Annotated in this window: 12 protein-coding genes; all 12 read left to right on the forward strand. The window is 41.5% G+C overall.

Features of this window, described 5'->3' with window-relative positions:
• Positions 1–411 precede the first annotated feature (411 nt).
• The 12 genes from BLP54_RS13345 to mmsA all read left to right on the forward strand — a co-directional run bounded on the left by BLP54_RS13345 (position 412) and on the right by mmsA (position 17,958).
• On the forward strand, positions 412–1,215 hold the full coding sequence (locus BLP54_RS13345) for an enoyl-CoA hydratase-related protein (protein ID WP_090170480.1): 804 nt from the start codon (positions 412–414) through the stop codon (positions 1,213–1,215).
• Between the two features lie 124 nt (positions 1,216–1,339).
• Positions 1,340–1,837 (forward strand): hypothetical protein, encoded by a 498-nt coding sequence (locus tag BLP54_RS13350; RefSeq protein ID WP_090170482.1) that lies wholly within the window; start codon positions 1,340–1,342, stop codon positions 1,835–1,837.
• 103 nt (positions 1,838–1,940) lie between these two features.
• Positions 1,941–5,099, forward strand: a complete 3,159-nt coding sequence (gene ileS / locus BLP54_RS13355; RefSeq protein ID WP_090170484.1) for an isoleucine--tRNA ligase — start codon at positions 1,941–1,943, stop codon at positions 5,097–5,099.
• A gap of 123 nt (positions 5,100–5,222) precedes the next feature.
• Positions 5,223–7,679, forward strand: coding sequence for a glycogen/starch/alpha-glucan phosphorylase (locus tag BLP54_RS13360; RefSeq protein ID WP_090170486.1), 2,457 nt, complete (start codon positions 5,223–5,225; stop codon positions 7,677–7,679).
• Positions 7,680–7,696: 17 nt separating this feature from the next.
• Positions 7,697–8,581, forward strand: coding sequence for a CPBP family intramembrane glutamic endopeptidase (locus BLP54_RS13365; protein WP_090170487.1), 885 nt, complete (start codon positions 7,697–7,699; stop codon positions 8,579–8,581).
• A gap of 160 nt (positions 8,582–8,741) precedes the next feature.
• Positions 8,742–9,767, forward strand: a complete 1,026-nt coding sequence (locus BLP54_RS13370) for a hypothetical protein (protein WP_090170489.1) — start codon at positions 8,742–8,744, stop codon at positions 9,765–9,767.
• A 45-nt stretch (positions 9,768–9,812) separates the two neighbouring features.
• The gene (locus BLP54_RS13375; protein ID WP_090170490.1) at positions 9,813–10,865 is read left to right on the forward strand and encodes a sugar ABC transporter substrate-binding protein; all 1,053 of its coding nucleotides are present in this window, start codon (positions 9,813–9,815) and stop codon (positions 10,863–10,865) included.
• On the forward strand, positions 10,852–12,330 hold the full coding sequence (locus BLP54_RS13380; protein WP_242870707.1) for a sensor histidine kinase: 1,479 nt from the start codon (positions 10,852–10,854) through the stop codon (positions 12,328–12,330). The genes BLP54_RS13375 and BLP54_RS13380 overlap by 14 nt, the downstream gene beginning before the upstream one ends.
• Positions 12,323–13,912, forward strand: coding sequence for a response regulator (locus BLP54_RS13385; protein WP_090170492.1), 1,590 nt, complete (start codon positions 12,323–12,325; stop codon positions 13,910–13,912). The genes BLP54_RS13380 and BLP54_RS13385 overlap by 8 nt, the downstream gene beginning before the upstream one ends.
• 36 nt (positions 13,913–13,948) lie before the next feature.
• Positions 13,949–14,992 (forward strand): sugar ABC transporter substrate-binding protein, encoded by a 1,044-nt coding sequence (locus BLP54_RS13390; protein ID WP_090170494.1) that lies wholly within the window; start codon positions 13,949–13,951, stop codon positions 14,990–14,992.
• Between the two features lie 174 nt (positions 14,993–15,166).
• The gene (locus tag BLP54_RS13395; RefSeq protein WP_090170496.1) at positions 15,167–16,288 is read left to right on the forward strand and encodes a substrate-binding domain-containing protein; all 1,122 of its coding nucleotides are present in this window, start codon (positions 15,167–15,169) and stop codon (positions 16,286–16,288) included.
• Positions 16,289–16,452: 164 nt separating this feature from the next.
• Entirely contained in the window at positions 16,453–17,958 is a 1,506-nt protein-coding gene (gene mmsA / locus BLP54_RS13400) for a multiple monosaccharide ABC transporter ATP-binding protein (RefSeq protein ID WP_442960172.1), read from the forward strand.
• Positions 17,959–17,965 lie beyond the last annotated feature (7 nt).

Consider the following 17,965-nt stretch of genomic DNA (forward strand, 5'->3'; position numbering starts at 1 on the left):
TAAACGTGCTTCGCACAAACCTAATCTTTCATTTGCTTGATTTACAGTGTATCTGCCCAGAAATGGGAGTCAAGGATGCTACGCACCGAAGGCTGAAGTCCTTGACACCCATTTCAAGGCAGATAAAATATCAACAAGCAAACGAAGGATTATTTGTCGTACAGTAAAGTACGCTTTGTGCACTTAATTAGAGGCCTGCGAAGCAGGGCTTCCTTTTAAAAGAGAAAAAGAGTAAGATTATAACAAATCTAATTCTTATCATAAAACACATGGATAGTCTTTTCTGTGATTTCCGAGTACAAATTTACGCTGCCACACATCACTAAAGTGATTGACAAAGTTTTAACAATGCACTATGATATTAAACAGTAGAAAATAATTGGGGCGAACCCGGTATAGGAGGATTTTGTGATGAGCGAATTCAACAATTTAAAGCTTGAGGTTGCAGACGAGATTGCTGTACTTACAATTTCACGTCCAGCAGCACTTAACGCACTTAACAGCGAGACTCTTGATGAGTTAAACGTAGCACTTACAGAGATCGAGGCTAGAGACGATGTAAAGGTTCTTATCCTTACAGGCGGTCCAGATAAGAAGGACAATGCATTTAAGTCATTTGTTGCTGGTGCAGATATTTCTGAGATGGTAAACTTCACAGCAGCTGAGGCACGTGCTTTCGGTATGAGAGCATCAGTTCCTTTCTTCAAGCTTATGAATATGAGACAGGTTACAATTGCAGCTGTTAACGGCTTTGCACTTGGCGGCGGTTGCGAGATTGCTATGGCTTGTGATATTCGTATCGCTTCAGAGAATGCTACATTTGGTCAGCCAGAGACAGGTCTTGGTATTATCCCTGGTTTCGGTGGTACACAGAGACTTGCTCGTCTCGTAGGTATGGGACGTGCTAAGGAGCTTATCTTCACATGCGATTCTATCGATGCTAACGAGGCATACAGAATCGGTCTTGTAAACAAGGTTGTAGCTTGTGAGGAGCTTATGGACACAGCTAAGGCTATGGCTAAGAAGATTGCTTCTAAGGGAAGCTATGCAGTATCTATCGCAAAGGCTGCTATCAACAACGGATACGATATGGACATCAAAAACGCAGTTGAGATGGAGGCTAACCTCTTCGGAATTACATGTTCTACACATGATAAGGCTGAAGGAATGGGCGCTTTCCTTGAGAGAAGAGCTGCAAATCTTACAGATTTCTAATTTATCGCAATTTTGACCCCTCGCAAGAGGGGTCTTTTTTTATGCCACTTTACCTTGATAAATTATCCATAAACAGTTAAAATACTTAAGATTAGGTGGATTATAAATTTTTATAGGAGCATTTATGAGTTACGACTATTATTACACCGACGATGTAGAAAGAGAAATTAAGAATCTTCAGAATGGAAATGGCCGTCCTAGCAATTTCGGATTAGCCGTTGCTTCCCTGATAATGGGAATAGTTTCTTTAGTCTTTTTCTTATTTCTTTTAAATATTGTTTCAGCCGTTATAGCTATCATTTTTGGCATTATATTCCTTTGCAGCACAAAGGCTGGTGCAAAGGGCAGAGGCATAGCTATAGGTGGTATCATCACATCCATCCTTTCGATAGTGCTGTGTATAGGAAGCTATGTGCTTATATTCCAGAATGCTGATAACATCAGCAGGATGTTTGAAAATGAGCTTCAGAATAACAATTCTCCATTTTATTACTATGAGGATAATGGAGATGATTCAGACTTATTCAAAGATTTTGATGGCATAGAGGATTTCTATAACAATTTCGAGGAAAATCCCGATGATTTAGAGGATTTTCTTAAGGATAAGGATGACACACTTTAATTTTGATGAAAGCATGAGGGCCTAACCAACCTTCATTCTTTACATATAAAAATAAGGATTAGGTGACGAGAAAGCCTAGTCTCACAGAAAGGAATTACTTTATATGTACAACAAAGTAGACGCAAGTTTAAATTTTGTTGAGCGCGAAAAGCAGGTGCTCAAGTTCTGGAACGAGAATGACATCTTCCAGAAGTCAATGGATTCAAGAAAAGAGGGAGAGACATACACATTCTATGATGGCCCTCCAACAGCAAACGGCAAGCCTCACATCGGTCATGTTGAGACTCGTGCCATTAAGGACATGATTCCTAGATACCAGACAATGAAGGGCAAGTTCGTTCCTCGTAAGGCTGGTTGGGATACACATGGTCTTCCAGTAGAGCTTGAAGTTGAGAAGCTTCTTGGTCTTAACGGAAAAGAGCAGATTGAAGAATACGGTATGGAGCCTTTCATTAAGCAGTGTAAGGAATCCGTATGGAAATACAAGGGTATGTGGGAGGATTTCTCTGGTACAGTTGGTTTCTGGGCAGATATGGACAATCCTTACATCACATATGATGACAATTTCATCGAGTCTGAGTGGTGGGCACTTAAGACAATCTGGGACAAGAAGCTCCTTTACAAGGGATTCAAGATTGTTCCTTATTGCCCTCGTTGTGGTACTCCACTTTCAGCACAGGAGGTTGCTCAGGGCTACAAGACAGTTAAGGAGCGCTCAGCAATCGCACGCTTCAAGATTAAGGGAGAGGATGCATTCTTCCTCGCATGGACAACAACTCCATGGACACTTCCATCAAACCTTGCACTTTGCGTAAACCCAGTAGAGACTTACGTTCGTGTTAAGGCAGCAGATGGCTATACATATATTCTCGCAGAGGCACTTGCTGATAAGGTACTTGGCAAGCTTGCAAAGGAAGAAGGAGAGAAGGCTTACGAAGTTCTTGAGACTTATAAGGGAACAGACCTTGAGTACAAGGAATACGAGCCACTTTTCGAGTGCGCTGGCATTGCAGCTGAGAAGCAGCACAAGAAGGCACACTTCGTAGTATGCGATGATTACGTTACTATGTCAGATGGTACTGGTATCGTTCATATTGCTCCTGCATTTGGTGAGGATGATGCTAAGGTTGGCCGTAAGTACGACCTTCCATTCGTTCAGTTCGTAGATGGCAAGGGTGAGCTTACAGCGGAGACACCATACGCTGGTCAGTTCGTTAAGGATGCAGATCCAAACGTACTTAAGGACCTTGATGCTAAGGGACAGCTCTTCGAAGCACCTAAGTTCGAGCACGAGTATCCACACTGCTGGAGATGCGACACTCCACTTATCTACTATGCTAGAGAATCATGGTTCATCAAGATGACAGAGGTTAAGGATGACCTGATTAAGAATAATAACACTGTAAATTGGATTCCAGATTCAATCGGTAAGGGACGTTTCGGAGATTGGCTTGAGAATGTTCAGGACTGGGGTATTTCACGTAACCGTTATTGGGGAACTCCACTTAACATCTGGGAGTGCCCAGACTGTGGTAAGCAGATTTCAATCGGAAGCCGCAAGGAATTAGCAGAGCTTTCAGGACGTGCTGATGCAGAGACTATCGAGCTTCACCGTCCATACATCGATGAGGTTACATGCACATGTCCTGAGTGTAAGGGCACAATGAAGCGTGTACCAGAGGTTATCGACTGCTGGTTCGATTCAGGTGCTATGCCATTCGCTCAGCATCACTATCCATTCGAAAATAAGGAAGTATTTGAGCAGCAGTTCCCTGCTAAGTTCATTTCAGAGGCTGTTGACCAGACTCGTGGTTGGTTCTACTCACTTATGGCAGAGTCAACACTTCTCTTCAACAAGGCTCCTTACGAGAACGTAATCGTACTTGGTCATGTTCAGGATGAGAATGGTCAGAAGATGTCTAAGTCTAAGGGCAACGCTGTTGATCCATTCGATGCACTTGAGAAGATGGGCGCTGATGCAATCAGATGGTACTTCTACACATCTTCAGCACCATGGATTCCAAAGAGATTTGGTGAGAATGCAGTTATGGAAGGCCAGAGAAAGTTCCTTGGAACACTTTGGAATACATACGCTTTCTATATCTTATATGCAAATATTGATGAGTTTGATCCTACAAAGTACGAGCTTGATTTCAGCAAGCTTGCAGTTATGGATAAGTGGATTCTTTCTCGTCTTAATTCAGCAATCAAGGCTGTTGATGAGAACCTTGGTTCATACAAGATTCCAGAGGCAGCACGTGCTCTTGATGAGTTCGTAGATGACATGTCAAACTGGTATGTTCGTCGTTGTCGTGACAGATTTTGGGCAAAGGGAATGGAGCAGGATAAGATTAATGCTTACATGACTCTTTACACATGCCTTAAGGATATTGCACTTGCAGCAGCACCAATGATTCCTTTCATGACAGAGGAAATCTACCAGAACATGGTTCGCTCAGTAGATAAGACAGCTCCAGAGTCTATCCACCTTTGCGACTTCCCAGTTGTAAATGAGCAGTTCATCGACAAGAAGCTTGAGGAAGATATGGATGAGCTTCTTAAGATTGTTGTTCACGGACGTGCTTGCCGTAACACAGCTAATATCAAGAATCGTCAGCCAATTGGCCAGATGTACATCAAGGCTGAGCATGAGCTTGATGAGATGTATGTTTCAATCATCGAGGATGAGCTTAACGTTAAGAAGGCTACATTCACAGATGATGTTTCATCATTCACATCATACAGCTTCAAGCCACAGCTTCGTACAGTAGGACCTAAGTATGGCAAGTTCCTTGGTGGCATCCAGAAGGCACTTTCTAGCCTTGATGGAAACGCAGCTTATGCAGAGCTTAAGGCAAATGGGGTATTAAGATTGCCTGAGGTTGATGCATCTATCGAGCTTGCAGAGGAAGATTTACTTATTTCTATGGCTCAGACAGAGGGCTTTGTAGCAGACGGCGACAACTACGTTACAGTAGTTCTTGATACAAACCTTACAGAGGAGCTCCTTGAGGAAGGTTTTGTACGTGAAATCGTATCTAAGATTCAGACAATGCGTAAGGAAGCAGATTTCGAGGTTATGGACAGAATCACAGTTTCTTACGAATCATCTGATAAAATAAAGGACATATTTGAGAGAAATAAAGACGTTATCATGGGTGAGGTTCTCGCAGACGAAATCGTTGTTGGCGGTTCTGGATCTCACACAAAAGAATGGAATATTAATGGAGAAAATGTAACATTATCTGTAACTAGACAATAAACTTAAGATAGTCTGTAGGTGACAATCTCTTAGTGTTGCACAGCGAGACATGTTAGTCGAGCGGAGCAATATCTAAGGATTGTCTCCGTAACAGGCGTGCTACTGTGTGGAGGGGTAGAGTTTATGAAGAGACAGATGCCTAGCACCAAAGAATTAGAGCGTGAGATTAAGGACCGTGTAAAGTCTATGTTCCGTAAGGACTTTGAGGAGGCTACCAAGGAGGAGATTTACCGCGCCTGCGCCGAAGTTGTTAATGACGTGGTAATCGACAACTGGCTCACCACCCAAAAGGAATTCACAAAGCAGGACCCTAAGTGTGTTTACTACATGTCAATGGAGTTTCTGATTGGTCGACTTCTTGGTAATAACATGATTAACATGCGTGGTTATACAGAAGTCATGGATGCTCTTGCTAATCTTGGAGTAGATATAAACCTTATCGAGGACCAGGAGCCAGATCCTGCCCTTAGAAATGGTGGCCTTGGTCGTCTCGCAGCTTGCTTTTTAGATTCACTTGCAACCTTGCAGTATCCAGCCTATGGCTGTGGTATCAGATATCACTACGGTATGTTCAAGCAGAAGATAGAAGATGGATTTCAGCAAGAGGTGCCTGATGATTGGCTCCAGACACGCTATCCATTTGAGCTTGAGCGTACAGAGTACGAGTTTGAGGTAAAATTTGGCGGGTGGGTTCGCTATGAGAACCAGCCAGACGGCACCACCAAATATATCCATGAGGGCTACAATTCTGTCCTTGCCACACCATACGATATGCCTATTACAGGCTTCGATAATGGTATGGTTAATACTCTTATGATTTGGGACGCCAAGCCAAAGGAAGTATTTAGACTTCAATCCTTTGATCGTGGCGATTACAGCAAGGCTGTTGAGGATATGAATCTGGCTCGCAACCTTACTGAGGTTCTTTATCCTAATGATAATCACATTCAGGGTAAGGAGCTTAGATTAAAGCAGCAGTACTTCTTTGTATCAGCTTCTCTTCAGCGTGCAATCGCAAAATACTTGCGTTTTCACAATGATATTATGCGTCTGCCAGAAAAGGTAGTATTCCAGATGAATGATACGCACCCTACACTGACAGTTGCTGAGCTTATGCGACTTTTGATGGATGAGCATGGTCTCGGTTGGGACGATGCCTGGGAGGTTACCACTCATTGCGTAGCCTACACAAACCATACCATCATGGCAGAGGCTCTTGAGAAATGGCCAGAGGATATTTTCAAAGGCCTGTTACCTCGTATCTACATGATAGTTGAAGAAATCAATCGTCGTTTTTGCGAGGAAATCAGAGCAAAGTTCCCAGGCGATGAAGAAAAGGTTCACCGCATGGCAATCCTTGCTGATGGACAGGTTAAGATGGCTCACATGGCTATTTGTGCCAGCTTCTCAGTAAATGGTGTTGCTGCTCTTCATACAGAGATTTTGAAGAATGTTTCTCTTCATGATTTCTATGAGATGTATCCAGAGAAATTCAACAACAAGACCAACGGTATTACTCAGCGTAGATTCCTTATGCACGGTAATTACAAGCTTTCTGACTGGGTAATTAAGAAGATTGGTCGTGGTTGGATTACTGATTTATCTCAGATGGAGAAGCTTAATATGCTTCTTGATGACAAGAAGTCGCTTCAGCAATTTATGGAAATTAAGCTGGAGAACAAGAAGCGACTTGCAAAATATATATTTGATCACAACGGCATCGTAGTTGACCCTAACTCAATCTTTGACGTTCAGGTTAAGAGACTTCATGAGTACAAGCGTCAGCTTCTAAATATTTTGCATGTAATGTATCTGTACAATCAGATTAAAGAGAATCCAGAGATGGAGTTTTATCCAACAACCTTTATCTTTGGAGCAAAGGCATCTGCAGGTTATGAAATTGCCAAGCTTATCATTAAGCTTATCAACAATGTAGGTGCAGTAATTAATAATGATAAATCTATAGATAATAAGCTTAAGGTTGTATTTATCGAGGATTACCGGGTTTCTAATGCTGAGTGGATTTTTGCAGCAGCAGATGTTTCTGAGCAGATTTCTACAGCATCAAAGGAGGCTTCTGGTACCGGTAATATGAAGTTTATGCTTAATGGTGCAGTCACAATTGGTACTATGGATGGTGCCAACGTGGAGATGTATCAGGAGCTTGGAGGAAAGGATATTTTTATCTTCGGTATGAGTTCTGATGAGGTTATCGCCCACGAGAAGAATCATGACTACAACCCTGTTGATGAGATGAACAAGAATCCTCATATTCAGAAGGTTCTGTCTCAGCTTGTTAACGGCAATTACAGCATAGACAACCCAGAGTTGTTCAGACCTATCTACAATTCACTTCTAAATACAGAGTGTACTGAGAGGGCTGATACATACTTCGTTCTTAAGGATTTCGCTTCTTACTGTGAAGCACATGAGAAGATTCAGGAAGCCTATAAGGACAGAGAAAAGTGGGCAAAGATGGCTCTTTCTAATGTTGCTCACGTTGGAAAGTTCTCTTCAGACAGAACTATCCAGGAGTATGTAGATGATATCTGGCATCTGGATAAGCTTGAGCTTAAATAGAATATTGGAGACTTAAAATGAATCAGAACAATACTGACAGAAGAAGATATATTCCATGGATTTTTCTGCCAACCATCGTTGCAATACTTATTCAGACAGCAGTATCTATAATGGCACTGGAGTTTTATATAGTTGCAGGGATGTGCAATTATACTGGTAGCGATTATACAAGCTTTATTATCCAGGTAATAAATACATATTCAAATGGCGACGGAGTAGCCTGGACATCTGTTATGTATGCAGCAGTTACTGCATTTATTGCCTTTTTGGTTTATAAAAAGCAGTACAGAGATGGCAAGCTTTCAGGCCTTTCAGGTAAATCAAATAATATGCCACTTACAATCGCAGGCCTTCTGCTTTTTGCAGTAAGTATGCAGTATGTGACAGTGTATCTTATGAATTCACTGGCTTCAGCATTTCCTTCATGGCTGGAAGAGTATGAGGAGCTTATGGAGTCTGCAGGAATTAGCACCAGCATGACACCAATCATGATTGTGTACGCTATCATCTTAGGACCTGTTTGTGAGGAGCTATTATTCAGAGGTCTTACCTTCTTTGCTGCTAAAAAGGTTATGCCAGTTTATTATGCAATTCTGATTCAGGCTATAATGTTTGGCGCATTCCACATGAACAAGCTTCAGGGAGTATACGCCTTTGTATTAGGCTTAGGTTTAGGATACATAATGTACCTTTACGACAGTCTTGTAATTACAATAATTATTCATATCCTGTTTAATTTTATCGGTACAATCTGTGCAGATTATCTGCCAGTTGGAGGAGATGGACTTTTTTCATTCTTCTTCTGTACATTAGGTGCACTTGTAGCTGCATATTTTTCAATTATCTGTTTGAAAAAAGCTTCTGCAGTAGTTAATAATGATGGTAATATTGCCGATATATAATTACACGGACGAGGATCATAGAGACCAGGAAGGCCTAAAGGTTTTCCTGGTTTTTTCTTTTATTTGAGGTACAGTGCCACCTGAAATAAGAGAGTCTATGGGGCAGAAAAAGGACTTTCTTCTTTTAACGCTATTTGGTTTTTAAAAAGGAGGAAAGCGAATGGTAATTAACAATTCTGAGGTTTCTATGGCCTCAACCACTAGCTACACTAGTGGAATGCGTCTCACTGTTCAGTCAGAGACAAAACCCGTCTTTAATCTGAAGGAAATTAATCTTTTGGGGGATGAACTTCAGGCAGAGGAAACTGAAAAGGAGGAAAAGACAGAAGCGGTTGATAACAATGAGATCAAAATCGACACGCCCAGCAAGATAAGGCTGAAGACAATTGAATATCTTCTAAAGATGTTCATGCTGGGAAGGTATTTTGATGAGGACTCTGAATTTGGACGTATGCTTCGGGAAATTTATGGTGAAGGCGATGACTATGGCGATTATAGCATTTCAGGAAATCAGCCTACATTTGTGCAGACCACCACGGTATCCTACGAGCACTGGGAGAGTCAGAGCGTGGAATACTCTTCAACTGGTACGGCTGTCACCGCTGACGGCAGAAAGCTAAACTTCAATTACAGCTTTGCACTTTCGGATTCCTTTGTGGAGAAGTATGAGAATGTTAGCACAGCCCTTAGAAATTGTGTTGACCCACTTGTAATCAATCTTGACGATTGTCCAACATCTATTGATAATCAAACCTTCTTCTTCGATTTAGACGGGGACGGAGAGGAGGATGAGATTCATAATCTTGGCAAGGGCTCAGGCTTTTTGGCACTGGATAAGGATGACGATGGTTTTATCAAAAATGGTCTTGAGCTGTTTGGGGCAAGAACTGGAGATGGATTTGGCGAGCTGGAGGAGTACGATTCAGATAAGAATGGCTGGATTGATGAGAACGACCCAGTGTTTGCAAAGTTAAGAATCATGACCATTAATGAGAAAGGAGAGCAGGAGCTGTATGGGCTGAAGGAGTCTGATGTGGGTGCAATATTCCTTGGCAGACTGGATACTCAGTTCATCCATCGAAGTGATAACTACGATGCAAATGCAGTCACCCGCAAATCTGGCATGTATCTTCATGAAAGTGATGGTCGTGCAAGTGGTGTGCAACATGTAGACTTTATCACCTAATTTATTTATAATAATTCAAGATGTATTTGGGAGAATTAATGTATTATGAAATTGGGTGGTAATAAAATTAAATTCAAAAGCAACGGTGCACTTGTCATTGCGGCAGGTTGCACTGTTGCTTTTATGTTTTTAACCACCATTATCAGCTTCGTTTTATACCAGCAGCGAATGCACGAAGCCAATAATCTTCTTAAGGAAGCCAAGTATAGCCAGTATGATTCCTATGTGGTGCTGATTTCCTCAGATGACAGGAGCGATTTCTGGCAGAATGTATATCAGTCAGCCAGCGAATACGGTAGAGAGAATGGCATTTATGTTGATATGATTTCTGACAACGTGGATGTTAACTACAGCAAGACTGAGCTTCTGGAGATGGCTATTGAATCAGGCTGTGATGGCATTATGTTGGAGGGAGATGATTCTCCTGAGACAGCAGAGCTTCTTACTAAGGCATACTCTGCCCATATCCCAGTTATTACCCTTGAAACAGATATTGCATCAGAAAGTCGTGTCAGCTATGTAGGCGTAAACAATTACACTATTGCCAATCTTTACGCTGATGCCATCAAGAAAAATCTTGTAAAGCAGAAGCACGTTATGGTGATTGCCAATAGTCTTTATGATGAGGCTACCTTAAATACCTTCATCAACAATATTCAGGAGTCCTTTTCCGACGAGGAGCTTCCTAACGGGCCTCTTGAATTTGAGATAAGAAGAATTGAAAGCACAGATGTTTTTGCGACAGAGGAATATATCCAGAATCTGTTCCAAAAAAATGAAATACAGCCAGTGGTAATCTGTCTTGATGAGCTTTCTACAGAGAGCTTCTATCAGGCTATGATTGATTACAATAAGGTTGGTCAGATACTGCTTTTCGGAAACTATGAGTCACAGTCCATATACACTGGAATCAAGCAGGGTGTTATCAAAAGCACAGTTACCATGAATGCATCCAGCATGGGTGAGGCTGCTGCAAAGGCTTTTATAGAGTATCGACAGACAGGACATGTTTCCGACTATATCAATGTTGAGCCTGAGATTATTGACGGTAATAACATTGAGTCATATCTGGAGGAGGTGGAAGATGCAAACAATTAGATCCCTCTCCCTCAGAAAAAAGATGATTATAGTTTTCTGTCTGCCTATTATTTTGCTTTTCATGGTAAATATAGTTTTATACATGGGTACGGACAGAATGTTGAAATCTCTAAATGAGGTTTACGCTAGCAACAATTCCCTCAATGAGCTTACTACAGCGTTGGATGGTCTTCACAGTGCAACAATCGTGTACCTTGGCACAAAGACCAGTAATGCTCTGGAGGAATACTATATTGCAGAGCAGAATTACAGCGATCTCCTAAAAAATTTGGATGACAATAATGATGTAAACGATAGCAGAGTGCTGGAGCGTAATATCCTAAAGCTTTCTGCAAATTATTTGGAGCTGACAAATCACGCTGTTGAAAGTAAGCGTGGTGGAAATGTAGAAAAGTATAAGAGCTATTATGAGGAAGCTACCAGAGTTTATCGCTACATCGATTCGAATATAACAAGCCTTAATAATCAGCAGTTCATCAACAACTCAAAATCCTACAGCACAATGATGTCTGCCTTGCAGACTCTTGAAGAGTTGAATATTTTGACCCTGATTATTATCGGAGTGGCGAATCTGTCCTTCGTCGTTTTGATTGCATCAACAATTACCAGCCCACTTGTAAAGCTGGCTCAGGCGGCAAACAGTGTGTCCCATGGTAATTTCGATGTGGTACTTCCTGCGGTAATAAATAACGATGAGGTCGGCGTTGTGACCCGTGCCTTCTATAAGATGGTGGTTTCACTGAAGGCATACATCACCAAGCTTACCGAGTCTATGGAGACCGAGCGAAAGCTTAAGGAAAATGAGCTGATTATGGCAAACCACATTAAGGATGCTGAGCTGAAATATCTTCAGTCACAGATTAATCCTCATTTCCTTTTTAATACGTTGAACGCAGGTGCTCAGCTTGCCATGATGGAAGGGGCAGACCGCACCAGTGAATATATGCATAATGTGGCTAATTTCTTCCGTTACAACATCAAGAAAAATAAGGATGTGGTAACTCTTAAGGAGGAGATTGAGCTTGTAGATATCTATATTTACATCATCAATGTTCGTTTCGCTGGAGAGATTCAGTTTGAAAAGAATATAGATGAGAGTCTGCTTGGGGTAAAAATACCAAGTATGATACTCCAGCCTATTGTTGAAAACAGTATCAACTATGGTGTTAGAAATATTGAATGGAATAAGAAAATCAGCCTTTCTGTCTATGAATTAGGCGATTATATCTGCGTCAGCATCAAAGACAATGGAATTGGAATGACAAATGAGACCATCACCAAAATTCTTGAGGGCAGTTACGAGGGCAATCCTCAAAAGTCTGATTCAAATGGAGTTGGACTTGCAAACTGCATCGAGCGCTTAAATATTTTTTATGAGCGGGATGATGTACTGGATATTATTTCAGAAGGAGAAAATAAGGGTACAGAGACTATTCTGTATCTTCCGGGGTTAGAAGATGTATAAAGTAATGTTAGCGGACGATGAGGGAATCGTCATCGACTCTCTCAAATTCATAATTGAAAAAGAATATGGTAGCCAGTGCGACATCCGCGTTGCCAAAACAGGCCGTCAGGTTATCGAGCTTACAGAGGAGTTCCAGCCAGATATCGCTTTTATGGATATTCAGATGCCAGGTATCAACGGCATCGAGGCTATGCGCGAGATTCGTCGTACCAATAAGCACGTGGTGTTTATTGTAATGACAGCCTACGATAAATTTGATTATGCCAAGGAGGCAATCTCTCTTGGAGTACTGGATTATTTGAATAAGCCTGTCAGCCGGGAAGCGATTCTTGATATCCTCCAGAAGGCTATGGGTAGAATTGATGGAGAACGTACAAAGCGTAGCAATGATTTAAAGGTACGAGAGAAGCTAGAGATAGTTGTTCCTATTATTGAAAACGGTCTTATTCAGGATTTGTTGTTCAAGGAGTATTTTCAAGAAGATATTGATAACTACAAGACTCTTCTTGGCATAGATTGTGATTACGGCTATATGGCCTGCATGACGTTTGGTCGTGAGCTTGTGGGCAACTACATGACAAGTGCTGTTGCGGCATCTATCCAGGCACAGAAATCTTACAAGGAGATACACACAATTACTGAGGATTATATAAAGGGAATTATGGGAAATGTTATGTCAAACAAAATTCCTATTCTCATCCCATGTCACAACGACACTCTTTCCTATAATGAGAGAAATGCGATCGTGGAAAATGCCAGAGTACTTTGCAGAAAGCTGGCAGATCGCTTTGACATGGACTTTAGAGTGGGATTTGGTTCTGTTAAGCCACTTGAAAGAATGTGTGAATCTTACGAAGAAGCTAACTCTGTGTTGATAAGTAACACCAGTCACGTAGCTCATGTGGATGACATGCCTGTTGCATGCCAGTACGAGGAAAATTATCCAATGGATTTGGAGAAACGCCTTTTTGACGAGATTACTCTTGGAAATGTCAGCGAGTCTGTTTCAATTGCCCAGACTTTCTTTGACTGGATGGAAAGCACCTATGCTAACGATAACGATAGTGTTCGCCTGAAATGTCTGGAATTTGTGCTTTGGGCAGAGCATCTTGCCTATGAGAAGACAGGCCGTATGTATGAATTTAAAAGTAGAGCAAATTATTTGTCAGAGCTTATGAGTTTAAGCGGTCTTGCAGATGAAAAAATCTGGTTTACCGAAAAGATTAAGGACGCTGCCTTCTGGGTGTCAAACAAGCATGAAGAGCAGTCTATGAGTGCAGTAAATCAGGCAAAGCAGTACATAGATGAGAATTATATGAAGGAGCTTACACTAGATGATGTTTCTCGTGTTGTTAATATCAGCTCTTATTATTTCTCAAAGGTGTTCAAGGAGGAAACAGGAGAAAACTTCATTGATTACCTTACCAAGCTTAGAATAGAGGCTGCAAAGAAGCTTCTTAAAACTACAAACAAGTCTATGAAGGAGATTTCTGCGGAAGTGGGCTATTCAGATCCAAATTACTTCTCACGAAATTTCAAAAAGTATACGGGCAAAACACCTACTGAATATCAAAAACAGTAGATGTTGTAAGAAGGGTGAATTAGGAGAATAACAGGTATGAAGGGTTTTTTGAAGAAGGTGGCAGCATGTCTGTTGATGGGGTGCCTGTTCTGCGGATGTACCACCAAAGCAGGGGAAGCCAAACAGGCACAGCCTGAGGAAGATGAGTTGGAAATTGGAATGTGCTTTGATTCCTTTGTTATAGAAAGATGGGAAAAGGACAGGGACGTTTTTGTTTCCACAGCATCATCACTTGGCGCTACAGTTAATGTGCAGAATGCTAATGGGGATGTGACAAAACAGATTGAGCAGATTCGCTATTTGATAGAAAAGAAAGTTGATTGTATTGTAATCATAGCCATCGATGCAGAAGCACTGACAGATGTAGTAGCAGATGCAAAAAAGGCAGGCATTCCAGTGGTATGCTATGACCGACTTATTGCTAACGTAAATGCGGATTTATATATTTCCTTTGACAACGAGAAGGTTGGAAATATGCTTGGAAGTGCCATAGTCAGCTCAGGAGCAAAAAAGGTCATCATGATTTGTGGACCACTTACAGATAAGAATGTTCCTATGGTAAATCAGGGCTTCACTAAACTGATGAATGCTAATAATGTAGAGATTATTGATACCTATAATTGTGAGGGTTGGAAGGCAGAGCTTGGCGGTGCCTATGTATATGACCATATGGATGTTGTCAGAAATGCTGACGCCATCATGTGTGGAAATGATGATGTTGCCACCTCAGTAATAAAGGCTCTTGCAGTAGCACAGCTTGCAGGAGAGATTCCAGTGGTAGGACAGGATGCAGACCTTCCCGCCTGCCAGCACATTGTTCAGGGCACTCAGCTTATGACAGTTTATAAGCCTGTAGGAAAGCTTGCCGAGGAGGCTGCAAAGCTTTCAGTTCAGCTGGCACAGGGACAGGAACTTGACGTGACGAATAAGCTTAGTGACGGTGAATATAATATCCCTTATGTAACAATCGAACCGGTTGCTGTTGATAAGGATAATCTCGATGAAGTAATCATCGATGGAGGCTTCCACAGCCGTGAGGACGTATACTTAAATACGTTGGAGAGTACAGATAGTCAGTAGCATAAAATTGCAATTTGGTATCAGGACTAGCACAAAAATGTGCTAGTCCTTTTTTAATCGTAAATACGGATTAGACAAAAATGTGAAGAAAGTGACAACCATTTTCAGAAAGTGAAATGATACATTATCTACAGTAACAAACATAACCTAATTGAAAGGGAGGTTTTTTAGGAAATGAAAAAGAAATTATTAAGTGTACTCTTAACAGGTGCTATGGCAGCTTCTATGTTAGTTGGCTGTGGAACAAGCACAGAGACAACAGATTCAGCTCCAGCAGCAGATGCAGGTGAGGCTACAGAGTCTACTACAACAGCTGGTGGCACAAAGGTTGGTGTAGCAATGCCTACAAAGGACCTTCAGAGATGGAACCAGGATGGTGCTAACATGGAGAAGGAGCTTAAGGCAGCTGGATTTGATGTTGACCTTCAGTACGCTTCAAACGATGTTCAGACACAGGTTTCTCAGATTGAGAACATGATTAACTCAGGATGTAACGTACTCGTAGTTGCAGCTATCGAGGGTTCTTCACTTGGTGAGGCTATGGATATGGCAGCTGAGAAGAACATCCCAGTTATCGCTTATGACCGTCTTATCATGAACTCAGATGCAGTTTCTTACTATGCTACATTTGATAACTACAAGGTAGGTCAGGTTCAGGGTCAGTACATCATCGATCAGCTCGACCTTGAGAACACATCAGATACATTCACACTTGAAATCACAGCTGGTGATCCAGGTGATAACAACGCTGGTTTCTTCTACAACGGTGCTATGGATCTTCTTAAGCCATACATTGAGAAAGGAACACTTGAAGTTAAGTCTGGTCAGGTAGAGTTCGCAGAAGTTGCTACTCCTTCATGGGCTACAGAGACAGCTCAGTCACGTATGGAGACAATCCTTTCTTCTAACTACGCTAGCGATGACCTTGATATCTGCCTCTGCTCAAACGATTCTACAGCACTTGGTGTTGAGAACGCACTTGCAGCAAACTACAAGGGTAAATATCCAATCATCACAGGTCAGGATTGCGATATCGAGAACACAAAGAACATGATCGCTGGAAAGCAGTCTATGTCAGTATTCAAGGATACACGTACACTTGCTTCACAGGTAGTTAAGATGGTAGGTCAGATCCTTAACGGTGAGACAGTAGATGTTAACGATGAGAAGACATACGACAACGGAAACGGAATCGTTCCTTCATACCTTTGCGAGCCAGTATTCGCAGATGCTAACAACTACAAGGAACTCCTTATTGATTCTGGTTACTACACAGAGGATCAGTTAGCAGACTAATTAGATGCTTTCACATCTAAAACCCAAAACAGCTTTATAGGGCAGGGAAACCTGCCCTATATTTAAGGCTAAAACAAAAGAGAATATTTTGAAGAGAATACACATTAGTTATTCTAAAGTTTTTTTATAGGGAGGTAATACAAGTGGGAAAAACAATACTTGAGATGGTCAACATCACCAAAGAGTTCCCAGGCGTAAAGGCCCTTGATAACGTTAATCTTAAGGTAGAAGAAGGTGAGATTCACGCTCTTGTAGGCGAGAACGGTGCTGGTAAGTCTACTCTGATGAATGTATTAAGTGGAATTTACCCATTTGGTTCTTACACAGGCGACATTGTATACAATGGAGAGGTTTGTAAGTTCCAGAAGATTAAGGACTCAGAGGAAAAGGGAATCGTAATTATCCATCAGGAATTAGCCCTTATTCCTTACATGTCAATTGGTGAGAACATGTTCCTTGGTAATGAGCAGGGAAAGAAAGCAGCTATTGATTGGGACAAAACATATGCAGAGGCTGATAAGTATCTGAAGATGGTTGGTCTTTCAGAAAGCAGCCGTGTACTTATAAAAGATATCGGTGTTGGTAAGCAGCAGCTTGTTGAAATTGCGAAGGCACTTGCAAAGCATGCTAAGTTACTTATTCTTGATGAGCCTACTTCATCTCTTAATGAGACAGATTCAAAGGCACTTCTTGATTTACTTCTTGAGTTCAAAAAGCAGGGAATGACATCTATCATTATTTCCCACAAGCTTAATGAGGTTTCTTATGTAGCAGATAAAATCACTGTTATCCGTGATGGTTCTACAATTGAAACACTTGATAAGACTAAAGATGATATTTCTGAAGACAGAATTATCAAGGGCATGGTAGGTCGTGAAATGACAGACCGTTTCCCAAAGCGTCATGATGTTAAAATCGGCGACATCGCTATGGAGGTTAAGGATTGGACAGTATTCCATCCACAGTTTGCAGAGCGTAAGGTTGTTGATGGTGTATCCATGAACGTTCGTAAGGGTGAGGTTGTTGGTATTGCAGGACTTATGGGTGCTGGCCGTACAGAGCTTGCCATGAGTATCTTTGGTAAGGCTTATGGAACAAACATCTCAGGACAGCTTTTCTTAAACGGAGAAGAGGTTCACCTTAAGAATATTAAGGATGCAATCAAGCACAAGATTGCATATGTTACTGAGGATAGAAAGGGTAATGGACTTGTTCTTACAAATCCAATTAAGATTAATACAACTCTTTCAAATCTTTCAGAGCTTTGCTCTAAGAGAGTAATCGATCAGGATAAGGAATATCAGGTTGCTGAGGATTACAGAGATAAGCTTAAGACAAAGTGCCCAACAGTTGAGCAGAACGTTGGTAACCTTTCAGGTGGTAACCAGCAGAAGGTTCTTCTTGCTAAGTGGATGTTTGCAAACCCAGATGTACTTATTCTTGATGAGCCAACAAGAGGTATCGACGTTGGTGCCAAGTATGAGATTTACTGTATTATCAATGACCTTGTAGCAGCAGGAAAGTCAGTTATCATGATTTCTTCTGAGCTTCCAGAGGTACTTGGTATGTCAGATAGAATTTATGTTATGAACGAGGGCAAGATGGTTGGTGAAATGGCTGGTTCTGAGGCTTCTCAGGAGAGCATCATGTCTTGCATCCTTAAGTCATAGAAGGGAG

The organism is Pseudobutyrivibrio sp. 49 (assembly GCF_900100545.1).
Lineage (GTDB): Bacteria > Bacillota > Clostridia > Lachnospirales > Lachnospiraceae > Pseudobutyrivibrio.

Coding starts and splice junctions, on each gene's coding strand:
- BLP54_RS13380 (WP_242870707.1), top strand. CDS start 10,852: ATGCAAACAATTAGATCCCTCTCCCTCAGAAAAAAGATGATTATAGTT.
- BLP54_RS13390 (WP_090170494.1), top strand. CDS start 13,949: ATGAAGGGTTTTTTGAAGAAGGTGGCAGCATGTCTGTTGATGGGGTGC.
- BLP54_RS13385 (WP_090170492.1), top strand. CDS start 12,323: ATGTATAAAGTAATGTTAGCGGACGATGAGGGAATCGTCATCGACTCT.
- BLP54_RS13350 (WP_090170482.1), top strand. CDS start 1,340: ATGAGTTACGACTATTATTACACCGACGATGTAGAAAGAGAAATTAAG.
- BLP54_RS13365 (WP_090170487.1), top strand. CDS start 7,697: ATGAATCAGAACAATACTGACAGAAGAAGATATATTCCATGGATTTTT.
- BLP54_RS13395 (WP_090170496.1), top strand. CDS start 15,167: ATGAAAAAGAAATTATTAAGTGTACTCTTAACAGGTGCTATGGCAGCT.
- ileS (WP_090170484.1), top strand. CDS start 1,941: ATGTACAACAAAGTAGACGCAAGTTTAAATTTTGTTGAGCGCGAAAAG.
- BLP54_RS13360 (WP_090170486.1), top strand. CDS start 5,223: ATGAAGAGACAGATGCCTAGCACCAAAGAATTAGAGCGTGAGATTAAG.
- mmsA (WP_442960172.1), top strand. CDS start 16,453: ATGGTCAACATCACCAAAGAGTTCCCAGGCGTAAAGGCCCTTGATAAC.
- BLP54_RS13375 (WP_090170490.1), top strand. CDS start 9,813: ATGAAATTGGGTGGTAATAAAATTAAATTCAAAAGCAACGGTGCACTT.
- BLP54_RS13345 (WP_090170480.1), top strand. CDS start 412: ATGAGCGAATTCAACAATTTAAAGCTTGAGGTTGCAGACGAGATTGCT.
- BLP54_RS13370 (WP_090170489.1), top strand. CDS start 8,742: ATGGTAATTAACAATTCTGAGGTTTCTATGGCCTCAACCACTAGCTAC.